Below are 16,758 nucleotides of genomic sequence, written 5' to 3' on the forward strand. Positions count from 1 at the left end.
AGATACTGTTATCAATTATTTAATGTTCAATTGAAACCCAGTTAATGTAAAAAATAATTGATCTCATACTTAAATCAATTAATAGTAATTACTTTTGCTTTGTGCTTCTATGAATTAATTAGGATGGTTAAGTCACTTCAAAAATATTTTCTGTTGTTTATTGGTGCTTTGGTTTTTCATTGCTCCAATGCTACTGTACGTTTTGAGCAACTTAATGTACTAAATCCATACGACGCACATAGTATAGAGGCCATTACGCAAGATTCTGTCGGAAACATATGGTTTGCTTTCTCCGGTGGGGTAAGCCGATACGATGGTAATTCTATTAAAAAGTTTTATTATCAAACCAATAATGAAGTAGGCTCTTCAAATATTGAAAGAATTCGACATCTCAAAGCACTGGGTAACAAGCTTTGGATGAGGTCTAATTCAAATGTGTATGCCTTTGATTTGATGACAGAACAGTTTAAGGTATTTCATACGGGTCGTTCAGTTGATTTTGCCGGTCATCATTCTGATGTGTGGGTGGCTACTCCCACACGTATCTATAATCTTTTAAACGATCAACAATCAATACCAATAGAATTGTTACCCCGAGAACAAATAGCTAAAATGCAATTGTTCAATCATTTATTATATGTTGGTACTTCACAAAGGTTAGTTGTTTATAATTTAAATACCTACAAAGAAGAAGTACTATTGTCTGATGTTGAGGTTTCGGCCATATTCGTAGATAGTCGTCAAACAATATGGCTGGTCGATACCAATCAGGGTGTGATTAAGACCCTAAGTAATGGCACAACTCAAAAATATACTAAAAATGACGGGATTCTTTCATATGATATTAGTTGCTTTGAGGAAGATAATGATGGAAGCATCTGGATGGGAGGCTTAAAGGGAATAAATGAAATTGCATTGAGCGGCCAAATTAAGCAATTTCAATACCAGCGAAATAATGCGTGGGGTCCTTCTAATAATTCAGTTTTATCTTTATTTAAAGATAGAGACGGAGGTATTTGGGCAGGAACTTATAACGGAGGCATCAATTACTTCAATCCAACTGATCACCTTTATTATTTATTTGAGGAAGATCTTACGGAAAACAGAGGGCTTAGCTATAAAGTGGTTAGTCAGATGAGTGAGGATACTATGGGGAATGTATGGATTTGTACCGAAGGTGGTTGGCTTAATTATCTGGATCGTCAAACCAATCGTTTCATATACTACCCCCCACTTGTTTTAAACGATGGGACAATTATAAAAAATGTAAAATCTATTTATAAGGAGAATGATCAAAATTTATGGCTTGGTACTTTTAATGGAGGACTGGTAAAGCTTGATGTTGATAAACAATCCTATACCAGTTATGCCCGTCAGCAAAATGGACAATACCTGACAAGGGCTAATCGAATTAACGATATAAAAGCATTTGATAAGAAATTGTATATGGCCACACATATGGCTGTTCAGGTATTTGATACCGAAACAGAGCAGTTAACTTACCTGTTCTCAGAACGAAACAAAAAGCAGCATAATATCTATAATTTTCTTAGGTGTATTGAGATTAAAGAAGGTGTGTTATGGACAGGTGGAAGTAACGGTTTAATAAAATACGATCTTAATTCTAAAACCATAAAACGTTATTTTTATGATGAAAAGGCACAAGGCTCTTTAAGTTCAAATCAAGTTCATGACTTATTTGTGGATAGTTATAATAACTTATGGGTTGCCACATCAAATGGCCTGAATAAATACAATCCTGAAGATGATAATTTTGAAGTGTTCGATAAGCAGGATGGTATGGAAAATGATTTTGTGGTAAGTATAGCAGAGTTAGAGCCAAATATACTTATTGTTGGCACGAAAATCGGCGTTTGCATTCTGGATTTCAAGAATAATGTTATTGAAAACATAGATAGATTTAACGGATTACCCATAAACGCACCGAACTTAACCAGCATTCTTGTTATGAATAATGATGATGTTTTTGTGGGTGGTATTGATGGTTTATGTGTTTTTAATTACAGAAGTGTTCTGGATTCAAAGGAAATAAATGCGCCACGACTTACTAAATTGTTGGTTAATAATAAGGAAGTGAACCCCAATGATACAACAGGCATTTTAGAACAGTCTTTTATATTGACAGATGAAATTGTTCTTAACCACCAGCATACTTCATTTTCGATAGAGTTTCACGATAATCACTTTTTTACACATCAGCGTCAAAAGCTAAAATATAAACTGGAAGGTTTTGATAGCAATTGGTTAGAGTCAGCTAGCAATAGCGTTAATTATATGAATTTGAATCCGGGTAAGTACACACTTTTTGTAGCCAATAGTAAAGAACCAAGCTTGTTTCGGAAACTTGACATTACCATAAAGCCTCATCCTTTGCAGAGCCCTGTGGCTTATATATTGTATGTTATCCTAATATTATTAATGATTTTGTATTACAATAGATTGCATCTTATCCGAAGGCGTTTGAAAGACAGTGTTCTGATAAAAGAACGGGAAAAAGCATATGAAGTTGAAATGAATCAATCTAAATTGCGTTTTTTTACCAATATATCTCACGAATTCAGAACGCCATTAACACTAATTGCAGGCCATGTGGAGGTTTTGTTATCAAGTAATTCTATCCGGCACAGCGATTATAAAAAGGTGTTAAGTATCAATCGAAATACTTCACGTTTAAATAACCTGATAACTGAATTACTGGATTTTAGAAGGCAGGAAGCCGGACAGCTAAAACTAAAAGTAGGAGAGCATGACTTTATTACTTTCCTTGAGGAAATATTTTATTCTTTTATGGAGCTGGCAAAACATAAGAACATTGATTACCAAATTGATTATACACACAAGCCAATGCGTGTTTGGTTTGACAGTCTGCACCTTGAAAAGGTTTTTTATAATTTACTTTCCAACGCATTTAAGTTTACTCCCGATGGCGGACATGTTTTGATGAGTATTACAGAGGAGAGTGATGTTTTGGATATTAAAGTTGCAGATTCGGGTCGTGGTATACCGCATGATAGCCTGGAAACTATTTTTGATCGTTTCAATCAGTTAGACAATATGTCATCCGATGATATTAGGGGAAGTGGCATAGGTTTGGCACTTACCAAAGGTATTGTTGAAGCACATCACGGTGAGATTAAGGTGTCTAGTTCGCTAAATAAGGGTTCAGTATTTACTGTTCGTATGCCTTTAGGAAAGGAACATTTTTCAGATGATCAGTTGTGTGAAACACAAGCTACTGATACCCTTATTAAAGAAGGTTCAATTGATGATGTTATTGAAGTGCCAACGGAAGAAAAAGATAAAGAAAAGCTTTTAATTGTAGAAGATAATATAGAAGTGCAGGGACTTCTTTTCGACCTGCTTAATCCACTTTTCGAAGTAACACTTGCAGCTAACGGTGTAGAGGGTTTGCAAAAGGCACTGGAACTTCAGCCTGTTATAATTGTGAGTGATGTACTGATGCCTCAAATGACCGGAACAGAGATGTGCAGTAATCTCAAAACTAATGTGAATACCTCGCATATACCTATTATTTTACTAACAGCCAGAACAGCTGAAGAATATAAAATAGAGGGACTGGATACAGGTGCTGATGATTATATTACAAAGCCTTTTAATTCAAGAGTTCTAGTAGCTCGAATTAATAATATCATTAACAATCGCAAGGCTTTACAAGCCAGATTCTCCCAAAATCCATCTTTAAATGTAAAATCCATTGCAAAGAATAAAATTGATAAAGAATTTATTGAAAAAGCAAAAGAGGCTGTAGAGAATAATATTGATAATGCTCAATATGATGTTGCTGCTCTTGGTAAGGACTTGCAGCTGGGGCGTACCGTCTTATATTCGAAAATGAAAGCCATAACCGGTAAAACACCCAATGCCTTCATTATGTCTTTCCGTCTTGAAAAAAGTAAGCAGTTGCTAATGGAGAATCCAGGAGAGGCAATATCTAAAATTGCATACGATTGTGGTTTTACTTCTCAGCAATATTTTAGTAAAATGTTTAAAGATCAGTTTGGTGTAACCCCTAAAAAATACATCAATAGTCATATTTAGTGTCTGTAAGAAAATACTTTTATTCTTAAGGTTTTGTAAGAAGGTCCAAAACACAAGCCTGCCTGAGGGTAGGCAGGGCTTGTGGAGCTTGAAAAAAAGTGTTTAACTTGTGTAAATGAGTATTTTCAGGCAAGCATAACGTAGTCGTTTGAGTTTTCTTGCGAAGACTATATAATAATGGATGATAATTACATTTTAGTCACTTGTATAAAATCATAAAAAAAGAGGATAATTCTTAAAATTAAATCATTTGATTTAACGCATTTTTGTGTTGCTCCTTTTGTGAGTTAAGGATTTGTGTACAATTATTTTATCCCTTTTTTAATCATCTGTTATTTATGTATACGATGAGACAAATATTATCAGTTAGCTTACTTTGTGTTATATTGTATTCCTGTCACAACAAAGATGAAAAACCAAATATCCTTTGGATCACCATCGAAGATACCTCTCCTCATTTTATGGCGAATTATGGCAATAGCATTAATACAACGCCAACGATGGATCAATTGGGTCAGGAAGGCGTTGTATTTACCAATGCTTTTGCACCGGGAGCGGTATGCTCTTCAAGCCGTAGTAGTATCATAACCGGTTGTTCAACTGAAGCACTGGGAACAGGTAACCATCGCAGTAAATATAAGTTACCCGATTTTATCAAAGGATTCCCATATTACTTAAATGAAGCGGGTTATTTTACAACTAATAATGTAAAAACTGATTACAATGTACAAAATGAACAGGCCTTCATAAAGGAAGCCTGGCATGAAAACAGTCAAAAAGCAGGCTGGTGGAACCGGAAAGAAGGGCAGCCGTTCTTTTCGGTGTTTAACTACAATAGTTGTCATCAAAGCCGTACCATGACTTTCCCATGGGCCTTATATGAAAATGAAATATTAAAGCGTTTATCCGAATTTGACCATATTGCCGCTGAAGATATTGAGATGCCGCCTTTTTACCGGGATTCAGAAGAGATGAGAAAGCAGGTTTCGCGCGTTTACAATAGTCTGCGCAAGACGGACCATGAAGTTCAGTTACTTCTGGACCGGTTGGAGAAAGATGGGTTAAAAGAGAATACCATCATTTTTGTTTATGCTGATCACGGTCAGGGTATTCCGCGAGGCAAATGCACTTCTATAGGATTCGGCCATCGCGTTCCTTTTTATATTTGGTTTCCTGAAAAATATAAACATTTATCGCCATGGGGTGTGCAGGAGATTACGGATGAACTCATCTCTTTTGAAGATTTGGCTCCAACAATATTAAGCCTGGCAGGCTGTGACATACCTGAATATATGAAAGGCAGGCCATTTATGGGATCAGAACGAAAAAAACCGGTACCTTATGTATTTGGTTCACGCAACCGATTAGATGACACACCTGGTTTGGAACGTACTGTTTTCTATGGACGATTTGTTTATTCCCGCAACTTCTACCCGCATTTGCCGGTGCAGCGTTATCAAAAATATGCCGATGTGAGTGATATTGTAAGAACTATTCGAAAAGATGCGGCAGAAGGATTATTAAATGAGGTCCAGTTTGATTTGGTCAAGCAACCAAGAGCAGTGGAATATTTGTTTGATCTTAAAAATGATAAGTGGGAGTTAAATAATCTGGCTGATCATTCAGACTATCAGGAAGATTTGGAACGTTTAGGGAAAGTCGTTAGTGAGCGCATTGTTCAAGTTAAGGATATTCACTTCTTGCCGGAAGAATTAATGCTTGAAAGGTCTCAAAATTCAAGTGCTTACGAAGCACGCTTGCAAAGCAATAATTTACCTATTGCTGAAATTCTAGAAGTGGCAGATATGGTAGGGCGTGAAAAAAAAACGCAATCTTTTCTGCCTTACCTGAAGGATGAAAGAGAAGAAATTCGCTACTGGGCAGCCGTAGGCTTAAACTTTATTGGTCAAACTAAAGGAATTGAGAAGCCCTTGAAAGATGCTTTACGAGACTCTTCATCATATGTGCAGGCAGAGATGGCTACCTTATTATATAAAACTGGCAAAAATACTGAGGCAAAGACAGTGTTAAACCAGCTTATTATCGGTGCTAATAAATATGCTTCACACCATGCTATGCAGCAGGTCTTATACCTACCTGAACTAGCAAATGATTTTAAAACGGAATTTCAAAAAGTCAAAGACCGCTACGGTGAAAACAGAGTACCTGGTTTTGACTATAATGTTCAGAATTCAGTAGAGATGTTTTTCTATATATATGATAATCATCCACTCTATTATTCGAGAGACAAGCGCTGGATAGATGATATAAGTAAAACGAAAAAATCATGGTAAGTAGCCGGTAATATTTGCACGGTTTAACGTTTTTGTGTACTGTTTAAAAGAATAAAACAGGCTTAATACGAAAGTTACCTGCCATTAATGATTGAACCCATGTCGCGAATAAGAATCTGGCAAATGGCTGTAATTAATAATCTTAAGAACTAAAATATGAAAAAAATGTTTCTTCCAGGCTTTTTACTAGTCGCTTTAGTGTTAGTAAGTGCTTGTGCAACAGATAAAGAATATAATGCTAAGCCCAATGTATTATTGCTCTATATGGATGACCTTCGCCCTCAGTTAGGGTGTTATGATAACACACAAGCGTTATCACCAAATATTGATGCTTTGGCTAGTAATGGCATAACATTCACAAATGCGTATTGTAATGTGGCGGTTTGTGGAGCATCCAGAGCGAGTATGTTAACGGGAATGCGCCCTACAAAAAATCGGTTCAGGAATTACAATACCTTTGTTCAGGAGGATACACCCGAAGCCATTACTTTACCTCAATTGTTTAAAAACAATGGATATACTACCATTTCAAACGGAAAAATATACCATCATCTGGATGATCGGATTAGTGATTGGGATGAGGTATGGCGTCCATATGCTTTTGAAAAAAATCCTGAAGGTTTGGCTCCAACAGACTGGTGGCAGTCACTATGGAGAGATTATATGTTGCCTGAGAATATAGAGGTTTATAAGACTACCGATCGAGGGCCTGCTTTCGAAAGTGCAGATGTTAATGATACGGCCTATATTGATGGTTTAATGACACAAAAGGTGATCAGAGACTTGGTTAAATTAAAGAAGGAAGATAAACCGTTTTTCCTGACAGCTGGTTTTATCAGTCCCCACTTACCATTTAACGCACCCTCGCATCACTGGGATAAATACAGCCGTGATAGCATTCAACAGCCTTACAATAATTTTATTCCTGAAAATGCCCCATTGTTATCTATTTCACAATCAAACGAACTACGCCAGTATACCAGTATTCCTCCCAAAGGAGAGCAGGTGAGTGACTCGACAGCTATAAGTCTGATTCATGGGTATTATGCAACGGTTAGTTACGTTGATGTTTTGATAGGCCATATTCTGAGCAAATTGAAAGAATTGGAATTGGATAAAAATACGATTGTTATCTTAGTGTCCGACCATGGTTATAACCTACAAGAACATACCCAATGGGCAAAATGGACGAGCCATCGAACATCAATGCAAGTGCCACTCATAATATCATCTCCATTCTTAAAACATAAACATATCACCGATGCGTTGGTTGAGCTGGTTGATATTTATCCAACGCTGGCTGAATTGTGCGGATTGCCGGTGCCTGAAAATCAATTGGAAGGAGCCAGTTTGCTACAAATATTGAATGGGAAGGATTTAAAGGGTAAAGATCACGTGTTTATAAATAACGCAAACGCATATACCGTTAAAACGTCCAAGTATTGTTATACGGAATTCATTAACCCTAAGAATGATAAAACCATCGCCCGTACCTTATATGATCACCAAAGTGATCCGGATGAAAATGTAAATGTAGCAGAAGATATAGCATATAAAGAGGTGGTGGTTCATATGCATGGTATATTGCATACTGCCTATGAAAAAAATGTGTATGGAAAATAGAAATGGGCTAAGATTTTAGTATGCATGATGAGAGTCTGATTTCCCTCATCTATCACTCCGGGTTACTAACATTTGAACCCTCAAAGTATTTATGGTCATTTATAAGGAAACCTCCTGAAGTAACAAATACCAGATATATTTTTAATGATTCATAAAATGGCAGCCCGTATATTCTTTATTTGGGCTGTTGTTTTATAAGGGTTTGTAACTATTATACAGTCGTTTTTTTAACCGTACGATTTTCTAAAAAAAACGTACAATGCTTTCTGATTTTGTATAGCGATTCCCCTTTCTTGCATCTTATATCAAAGTCGATTTTTGATTTGGTTTATAGTCAAGAAGCGAATGTATAGTAAATGATAATTGATGTAAAATAGAAATGAATATGAATAGTTGGCAAAAAATATCGGTGACCATTTTATTCCTTGCCTTGGGATGGGGAATATCCGCTCAGGAATCATTCGACCTGACTAAATGGCCTGAAGGTAAAACACCGGAACAGATAGGCATGAGAATCGCCAATAAGTATCTCTCTTTACCGCATTCGCATTGGGGAAAGTATCGTAAGGCTGCGAATCGGATTACCTACCCTGATGTCTGCACATGGTTAGGAGGACTTTGGTTTGCCAAGGCAACACACAATGAGGATTTGCTCACCCGTCTCGAAGAACGTTTCCTGCCTCTGTATAGCGATGAGAAGCACTTGCTCCCCACGCCTGATCATGTTGATAACAATGTATTTGGTGCAGTGCCTTTAGAGCTGTACCTGCAGGGAAAAGGAAAACCCTATTTAGAGCTTGGCCTTTATTATGCCGACAGCCAGTGGGAAGTGCCGGCAGATGTTAAACCAGAGCAAAAGGATTATGCCGACAAAGGATATTCCTGGCAAACCAGAATTTGGATTGATGACATGTTCATGATCACCGCAGTGCAGACACAAGCTTACCGTGCTTCAGGTGATCGAACGTATATCGACCGTGCAGCCAAAGAGATGGTTTTGTATCTGGACGAAATCCAATTGAAAAATGGTTTGTTCCATCATTCGCCGGATGCCCCCTTTGCCTGGGGAAGGGGTAATGGATGGATGGCCGTAGGCATGGCTGAATTGTTGAGAGCCCTGCCGGATGACCATCCGCACAAGGCGCGTATTATGCAAGGTTACCTCAAAATGATGGCTACTTTGCTTACTTATCAGGCAGAAGATGGCATGTGGCGTCAACTTATTGATGACACAGATTCTTGGAAGGAAACATCTGGAACTGCCATGTTTACTTATGCTTTAATCAGAGGTGTAAAGAACGGATGGCTTGATGAGAAAAGCTATAGTATCGCCGCCCGTAAGGGGTGGCTGGCCTTAACGGCTTATTTAAACGACGAAGATAAGCTTACAGAAGTGTGTGGTGGTACGAATATCGGTTTCGATCGGACTCATTATATGAACAGGCCAAGGATTGAAGGCGACCTGCATGGACAAGCTCCTTTTTTGTGGTGTGCGGCCGCACTGCTTGGGACAAATGTTAACTTTTAATTATCCTGATTATGAATAAGATTCTATATTTCCTGTTCTTTACTGTTATAGCGATTGGTTGTAACGATAAAGTTGATGTAGATCCTGATAAAGAACTTAAAGAAGAGGACAATGAAGTAACTGAGATAGAGCAAAATCCTGCTATGATTATACCCCCTAATTATGAGGGTTTTAAACCACCGGCTGCAGGGGAATGGTTTACTGATCCGGCATTTGGTACGCCAATCAAGCGGCTAAGCGATGAACAAAACATTCTAGGTTGGAACAGTGAACGGGCCATGTTTAGTGCTGACGACAAATATTTCGCTATTGCTAAAAGTAACCCATACAAACTCGGTTTGTTCGATGGCAGAACGGGTGATTTTATTAAAGATTTACCAGTTTCATGGAAAGACAACTCCGAATTCCGATGGAGCTATGATCCGCAGATGTTGGTCTATCCTAAGGAGAACAGGTTAATGGCCTACAATGTGGAGACTGATGAAGAAACCATTCTAAAAGAGTTTCCTGAAACATTAGGAAAAGGAAAAAGGAACCGTTTATGCGGTGGCGACGGCAATGATTTCGACGATTCCGGCGAATGGCTACTTCTAAACATGGGAGACACCATGTTTGCGTATAATATTCGTACCGGTGAAGAAGGACCAAAGAAGGATATGTCAGCATATGATTGGAATTACTGTACACTCAGTGCCAGTGGAAATTACATATTAGCCAACACGGAAGATCAAGGACAGGTTTTGTTTAACAGAAACTGGGATTTCTTACGTACAATCTTGCCCAATAATTCGCATTTAGATTTTGGGTATTTAAACGGCACTGAGGAGTGTTTGGTTTCCCGTATTCCTGAGTGGAATGATGGTAAGTTATGGTGGGCAGAACATGGTGTGGGTAATGGTAGCTTTCTGGCTGCACGTCTGTCAGATGGAAAAATATTCGAATTGTTAAGGACTACCAAGTGGTTTAGCCCGATGGTTTCTGCAGTAGCGGGATCTAACAAGCAATATGTTTGTTTGGCCATGAGAGGGCATGATCTCGATCCTACCCAAGAATGGCACCCCTATTTTGGAGAGCTGATTTTGTTACCACTTAAGACCGGAGAGATTAAACCAATACGTCTGGCGCATCACCGTTGCCGAAATGTAGAAGGGGGCATTGATTTTTGGAATCAACCAGAACAATGGATCAATCATGCCGGTGACCGCCTCTTTTTTAGAAGCAACATGGATAATTTTTTAAATGAAGATGCCAAACACGACTTATATATGATCGAGCTAGACTTGTAGATAGATTTAGCAGAGAAAAAGGTAGAAAAAAACAATAAAATAGGTAATGAAACGAGCATGATAAAAGATTTCTCACGCATGAGGATGCTTGAATTCTGCGAGTTCCATGCGACCATAAAAAACAAAATTTAAACGCATGAAACGAGCCATGAGTATACGTTACTCACACATGAAGATGATTGTTTCTGGCGAGTTCCATATGGCAAATGAAAGAAAATATAATCATATGAAACATAGTATAATATTTCTGTTTGTAATAGTCGGTGTTATTGGATGTAACAACGTCGACAGCTATAATAATCCACTCTATTTGGATGCATCAGCTCCTGTTAAAGAGAGAGTAAATGACCTTATGGGTCGTATGACGCTTGAAGAAAAGGTAGCCCAAATGTGTCAGTATGTGGGTTTGGAGCATATCAAAAAAGCAGAGAAAAACCTCACCAAAGAGGAGATGGCCAATAGTGACGCCCATGGGTATTATCCTGGCCTTCACTCTTCGGAAATAGCAAAAATGGTTGAGCAGGGAATGATTGGCTCTTTCCTGCACGTTCTTGACGTTAATGAAGCGAACTACCTGCAAACTTTGGCTCAGAAAAGCAGGTTGAAAATACCTTTGCTTTTAGGTGATGATGCCATTCATGGCTGTGGATTGGTGAATGGAGCAACGGTTTACCCAACGCCAATTTCTTTGGCCAGCACCTGGGATACAGCACTGGTAAAAAAAATGTCAGTTGAAACGGCCCGGGAAATGAGAGCCACAGGTTCGCATTGGAACTTTACACCCAATATTGATTTGGCCAGAGATGCCCGATGGGGACGAGTTGGAGAGACTTTTGGCGAAGATCCCTGTTTGGTTTCAGCAATGGGCGTGGCAATGATTAACGGTTTACAGCAAGGTGATTTTACAGGAGACCAAAAAGTATTGGCTTGTGGAAAACATTTGCTGGGCGGAGGAGAATCCATTAACGGCATTAATGCTGCACCAACCGAACTTTCAGAAAGAACCATTCGTGAGTTGCACTTGCCTCCTTTCAAGGCGGCTGTTGATGCAGGTGTTTTTACGGTGATGACTGCTCATAATGAGTTAAACAGAATTCCATGCCATGCCAACAAATGGTTGATGCAGGATATAATGCGTGATGAATTTGGTTTTGATGGCTTTTATGTGAGCGACTGGATGGATATTGAGCGACTTAAAAATACACACTTCGTCGCAGAAACACAAAAAGATGCGTGTTTTATCACGATTGAGGCCGGAATGGATATGCACATGCACGGACCGGGTTTTCTCGAACCTACTTTAGAGTTGATTAAAGAAGGAAAGCTTTCTGAAGAACGTATTGATGCGAGTGTCCGCTTAATTTTAGAGGCTAAATTTAAACTGGGTCTTTTTGAAAAACAGCAAATAACAGAGCAAGAAACTTCCGAAGCTCTTTTTGCGGAAGAGCATCAAATAACAGCCTTGGAGGCCGCCCGAAAATCAATTGTACTTTTGAAAAACACCGGAATACTTCCTCTGAAGAAAGAGAAATACAAAAACATACTGGTAACCGGACCAAATGCCAATAATCAAACTATTTTAGGCGACTGGGCTTTTAAGCAGCCGGATGAAAATGTTACCACCATTCTTGAAGGGATAAAGCAAATAGACGATCAGGTCAACATAATGCACTATGACTATGCGTGGGATTTTCGTAAGAAGTCGGAAAAACAAGTAACTGAAGCAACGGCAATGGCTCAAAAAGCCGATTTAGCCATTGTGGTAGTTGGCGAAAACTCGGGACGATGGATGAAAGACCGGAAAGAAAGATCCTGTGGAGAAAACTACGACAGGGATAACCTACAGTTGGTAGGTTTGCAGCAGCAGTTGGTTGAATCCATCTATAATACCGGAACACCAACCATAGTGGTTTTAGTAAATGGGCGACCCCTATCAACGACATGGATTGCAGACCATGTCCCTGCATTGATTGAAGCATGGGAACCCGGCTGTTTCGGTGGGCAGGCTGTTGCAGAGATTCTTTATGGCGATGTAAACCCGTCAGGAAAATTGCCGATGACAGTGCCTCAGAGTGTTGGGCAGATAAAGATGTTTTACAACCACCAGCCATCGCATTATTTCCGCAACTATGTCAATAACAAAACAGGAGATTTATTTTCATTTGGCTATGGCTTGTCTTACAGTACTTTTGAATATGCCGAGCCTGTGTTGTCAAACTCTGCCATCAATAAAAATGAATCCATTGAAATTTCAGTTGAGATAACCAATTCATCGGATATTGATGGTGAAGAGGTCGTTCAATTGTATATCCAGGATCAATATGCTTCTGTATGTCGCCCTGTAAAGGAGCTAAAGGACTTTAAACGCATTGCTATAAAAGCAGGTCAAACACAAAAAGTGAGTTTTACGATTACGCCTGATATGTTGTCCTTTTTAGATATAGACATGAATCCTATAATCGAAAAAGGAACTTTTATTGCCATGATCGGAGGTTCATCGCGTAATGAGGATTTGAGAAAAATAGAGTTCGAAGTTAAGTAATGGTATTTGATGAGGGCGTGAATAACAGTCCAGCCTGATTAATTCATACCTGAAAATTGGAATGGTAATGAAAGTGAAATTAATTTTAGGAGTATTAGCCATCGGCGTATTGTCCGTCTTACTTCTCTCTTGTGAGAATGAACAAAAACAGAAACGTCCAAACATTCTGTTCATCATGGCAGATGATCATACATCGCAATCCATTTCGGCTTATGGAACCATTTTTGGAGACATATTTACCACTCCAAATATAGATCGGTTGGCAAATGAAGGTATGATATTCAACAACGTATATTGTACCAACGCTATATGTGGTCCAAGCAGGGCAACCATTCTTACCGGGAAATATAGCCACGTAAATAGTTACTTTAAAAATGAAAGTGGCGGGCAGTTTAACGAAAAACAATGGACTTTTATAAAGGCCTTGAACGATAATGGATATCAGACTTCACTCTTTGGTAAATGGCACCTTGGTTCTGAACCGGTTGGTTTTGACTATTTCAAGTATCACAATAATAAGAGTCAGCAGGGCGATTATTATGATCCTTTGTATAATGAGAATGGAAAAAATGTCAGAGAAGAAGGTTATGCAACGACCCTAACAGGCGACTTTATTTTGAACTGGCTGGAGAATGGACGTGACAAGGATAAGCCTTTTGCAGCTTTGCTTCATTTCAAAGCACCACATCGTCCCTGGAAACCTGAAGAAAAGTATAAAGATCTGTTCAAAGGCATAGAGATGCCCTATCCCGATAATTTTAATGATGATTATAAAGGACGTGAACTTACTGCCGGTGATACCTGGATGACCATGGACTATTTCAATCGAATTGATATGAAAGTAACAGCTCCGGAAGGACTCGAAGGGAAAGAGTTATGGCAATGGAAAACACATGGAAACAATCCGGATGAAGCATGGTTACCCGAAGGTTGTAAAACACAGGAAGAGGCTCGTAAATGGAAATACCAGCGATATATTAAAGATTACCTGGCCTGTGTCAAGTCGGTTGATGACAATGTAGGACGCGTATTAGATTATTTGGATGCGAACGGTTTGGCCGAGAATACCATTGTTGTTTACACCGGTGATCAAGGTTTTTATCTAGGTGAACATGGATGGTTTGATAAACGATTTATGTACGAAACATCCTCTAAAATGCCATTCATTGTTCGTTATCCTGAAAAAGTAGCAGCTAAATCTCAAAGTAACGATATCATTACCAATGCCGATTTTGCACCAACACTGCTTGATTTTGCTAATGTTGATGTTCCTGAAGCAATACAAGGTCGAAGCTTTGCTGAGAACCTGCAAGGTCAAACACCTGCCGATTGGCGAAAAAGCTATTATTATCAGTATTACGAGTATCCTTTTTGGCATCATGTGCAACCTCATTATGGCGTGAGAAACGAACGATATAAGTTGATTCATTTTTATTATAATATGGATGTGTGGGAATTTTATGATCTGGAGAAAGATCCAAATGAAATGAATAATGCCATTGCCGATCCTGCTTATGCAGAAATAATTAAGGAGATGAAGATTGATATTGTGAACCATCAGAACAACTTGTGTATTGATAAGTCACTTGGCGTTATGCGCACTATGACTGATGCTGAATTAGGATTGGTAGGCGGGCACTAGTGAAATTGAAGATGTAATTGCACAATGTTTAAAAAAAAAATAATGAGAAATATGCGTTATTTAATTGTATTTGGTCTTTTATTATTTGCACCTTTTGTTAAGGCACAAGAACCTTATAATATCCTATGGCTTAGTTGCGAAGATATTGATCCTATTTTATCATGTTACGGAACAGAAGGCATAGAAACGCCAAATATAGATCGTTTAGCGAAAGAGGGAATAAAGTTTACCAATGCTTATTCCACTGCGGGTGTTTGTGCGCCAAGTCGATCGTCAATTATTACCGGGATGTATCCGGTTAGTATTGGTACTCATAACATGCGAACAGCCAAACATGTGGGATACAACGGAATTGATGGTGAGACATATCCTTCTCATCAGGCCATTACCGGAAAGCACGGACGCAATATACCTGCCTACTCAGCTGTTCTGCCTGCCGAAGTAAAATGTTTTACCGAGTACCTGCGTAATGCCGGTTATTTCTGTACCAATAATGCCAAATGTGATTATCAATTCTATCCTCCATTTACAGCTTGGGATGAGAATGGTAAAACAGCCGGTTATGAAAATACTCCTGTAGGGATGCCATTCTTTTCAGTGTATAACCACGAGGTGTCTCATGAGTCAAGGATTTGGAAGAAGGCCAAAGATCCTATGTTGGTAAATCCTGAGGAACTAAAAATACCGGCTTATTATCCGGATCTGCCTGTGGTTAGAAAGGATGTGGGGAGAAAATACTCAAACATCGTTGAATTGGACGCCTTAATTGGACAGCGTTTGGATAAATTGGAAAAAGAGGGTTTGTTGGATAAAACAATCATCTTCTTTTGGAGCGATCATGGAGGACCTCTATTACGTCAGAAAAGAGCAGTGGGTAATACAGGTTTACACGTGCCTTTAATCGTTAGATTCCCCGATGGTAGAGATGCAGGAACGGTGAATGAGGATTTAGTCTCATTAATGGACCTGGCACCAACAGTTTTATCCCTGGCAGGAATAAAACCACCTGAACACATGCAGGGTAAAGCATTCTTAGGAGCTTGTAAAGATGAAAAAAGAGAAGCTGTTTTTGGCTCTGCCGATCGTTTTGATGAGGTATATGACTTTTCCCGTTCGGTCATTGATGGCAAGTTTTCATACATTCGAAATTTTGATCCCGGCACTCCATTGATTTACAGAAACCAGTATCGAGAGCAGATTGAAATGACCAGTGTTCTTATTGAAATGGATAAAAACGAAGAACTGACTGATGGTGCTGCCTATATTTTTAAGGATACCAGAGAAGTTGAGGAGCTTTACGATTTAGAAAACGATCCCTACGAGGTGAACAATCTGGCTCATGATCCTGCTTACAAGGAGCAATTGCAAAAAATGAGAAAACAATTGGCCGATTGGCAATTGGCAATAGGAGATAAAGGTTTGATAGATGAATACAACCTTGTGCAGATGTTTTGGCCGAACCTTATTCAACCCTCAACAGAGGATGTTATTGTTGTTAAAAGCAATAAAGGCATTGTTTTGTCATGTGCTACCAAAGGTGCTTCAATAGGTTATCAGATCGATGATCAGATCGGAGGGAACCGTTGGATGCTATATAGCAAACCTATTAAGTTAAAAGCCGGACAGAAGCTGGTGACAAGGGCAAAGCGCATAGGGTATAAAACAAGTCGCCCCGTTAAATGCTTGAATGTCAAATAAAAATTACAAAGGCATGAAACGATCATGAAAAATCGCATCCAATTTTCCACACAAGAGGATGATTA

At 38.8% G+C, this 16,758-nt stretch carries 8 protein-coding genes; all 8 read left to right on the forward strand.

Features of this window, described 5'->3' with window-relative positions; all coding sequences use genetic code 11:
* Nucleotides 1–123 precede the first annotated feature (123 nt).
* The 8 genes from JIV24_RS01965 to JIV24_RS02000 all read left to right on the forward strand — a co-directional run bounded on the left by JIV24_RS01965 (nt 124) and on the right by JIV24_RS02000 (nt 16,693).
* Complete coding sequence (locus JIV24_RS01965; RefSeq protein ID WP_200463321.1) at nt 124–4,080, forward strand: hybrid sensor histidine kinase/response regulator transcription factor; 3,957 nt, start codon at nt 124–126, stop codon at nt 4,078–4,080.
* Nucleotides 4,081–4,427: 347 nt separating this feature from the next.
* Nucleotides 4,428–6,374 (forward strand): sulfatase family protein, encoded by a 1,947-nt coding sequence (locus JIV24_RS01970; RefSeq protein ID WP_200463322.1) that lies wholly within the window; start codon nt 4,428–4,430, stop codon nt 6,372–6,374.
* Nucleotides 6,375–6,530: 156 nt separating this feature from the next.
* Nucleotides 6,531–7,997, forward strand: coding sequence for a sulfatase (locus JIV24_RS01975; RefSeq protein WP_200463323.1), 1,467 nt, complete (start codon nt 6,531–6,533; stop codon nt 7,995–7,997).
* Between the two features lie 385 nt (nt 7,998–8,382).
* A complete protein-coding gene (locus JIV24_RS01980; RefSeq protein WP_200463324.1) occupies nt 8,383–9,525 on the forward strand; it encodes a glycoside hydrolase family 88/105 protein in 1,143 nt (380 codons plus the stop codon).
* An 11-nt stretch (nt 9,526–9,536) separates the two neighbouring features.
* Complete coding sequence (locus JIV24_RS01985; RefSeq protein ID WP_200463325.1) at nt 9,537–10,811, forward strand: hypothetical protein; 1,275 nt, start codon at nt 9,537–9,539, stop codon at nt 10,809–10,811.
* Between the two features lie 226 nt (nt 10,812–11,037).
* Nucleotides 11,038–13,353 (forward strand): glycoside hydrolase family 3 N-terminal domain-containing protein, encoded by a 2,316-nt coding sequence (locus tag JIV24_RS01990; RefSeq protein WP_200463326.1) that lies wholly within the window; start codon nt 11,038–11,040, stop codon nt 13,351–13,353.
* A 67-nt stretch (nt 13,354–13,420) separates the two neighbouring features.
* Nucleotides 13,421–14,995 carry a sulfatase family protein gene (locus JIV24_RS01995; RefSeq protein ID WP_200463327.1) on the forward strand — a complete coding sequence of 525 codons (1,575 nt, stop codon included), beginning with the start codon at nt 13,421–13,423 and terminating at the stop codon, nt 14,993–14,995.
* 42 nt (nt 14,996–15,037) lie between these two features.
* Nucleotides 15,038–16,693: a sulfatase family protein gene (locus JIV24_RS02000; RefSeq protein WP_200463328.1), complete on the forward strand. Its 1,656-nt coding sequence runs from the start codon at nt 15,038–15,040 to the stop codon at nt 16,691–16,693.
* The last annotated feature ends 65 nt before the right edge of the window (nt 16,694–16,758 follow it).

This window comes from Carboxylicivirga marina (assembly GCF_016612505.1).
Classification (GTDB): domain Bacteria; phylum Bacteroidota; class Bacteroidia; order Bacteroidales; family Marinilabiliaceae; genus Carboxylicivirga; species Carboxylicivirga marina.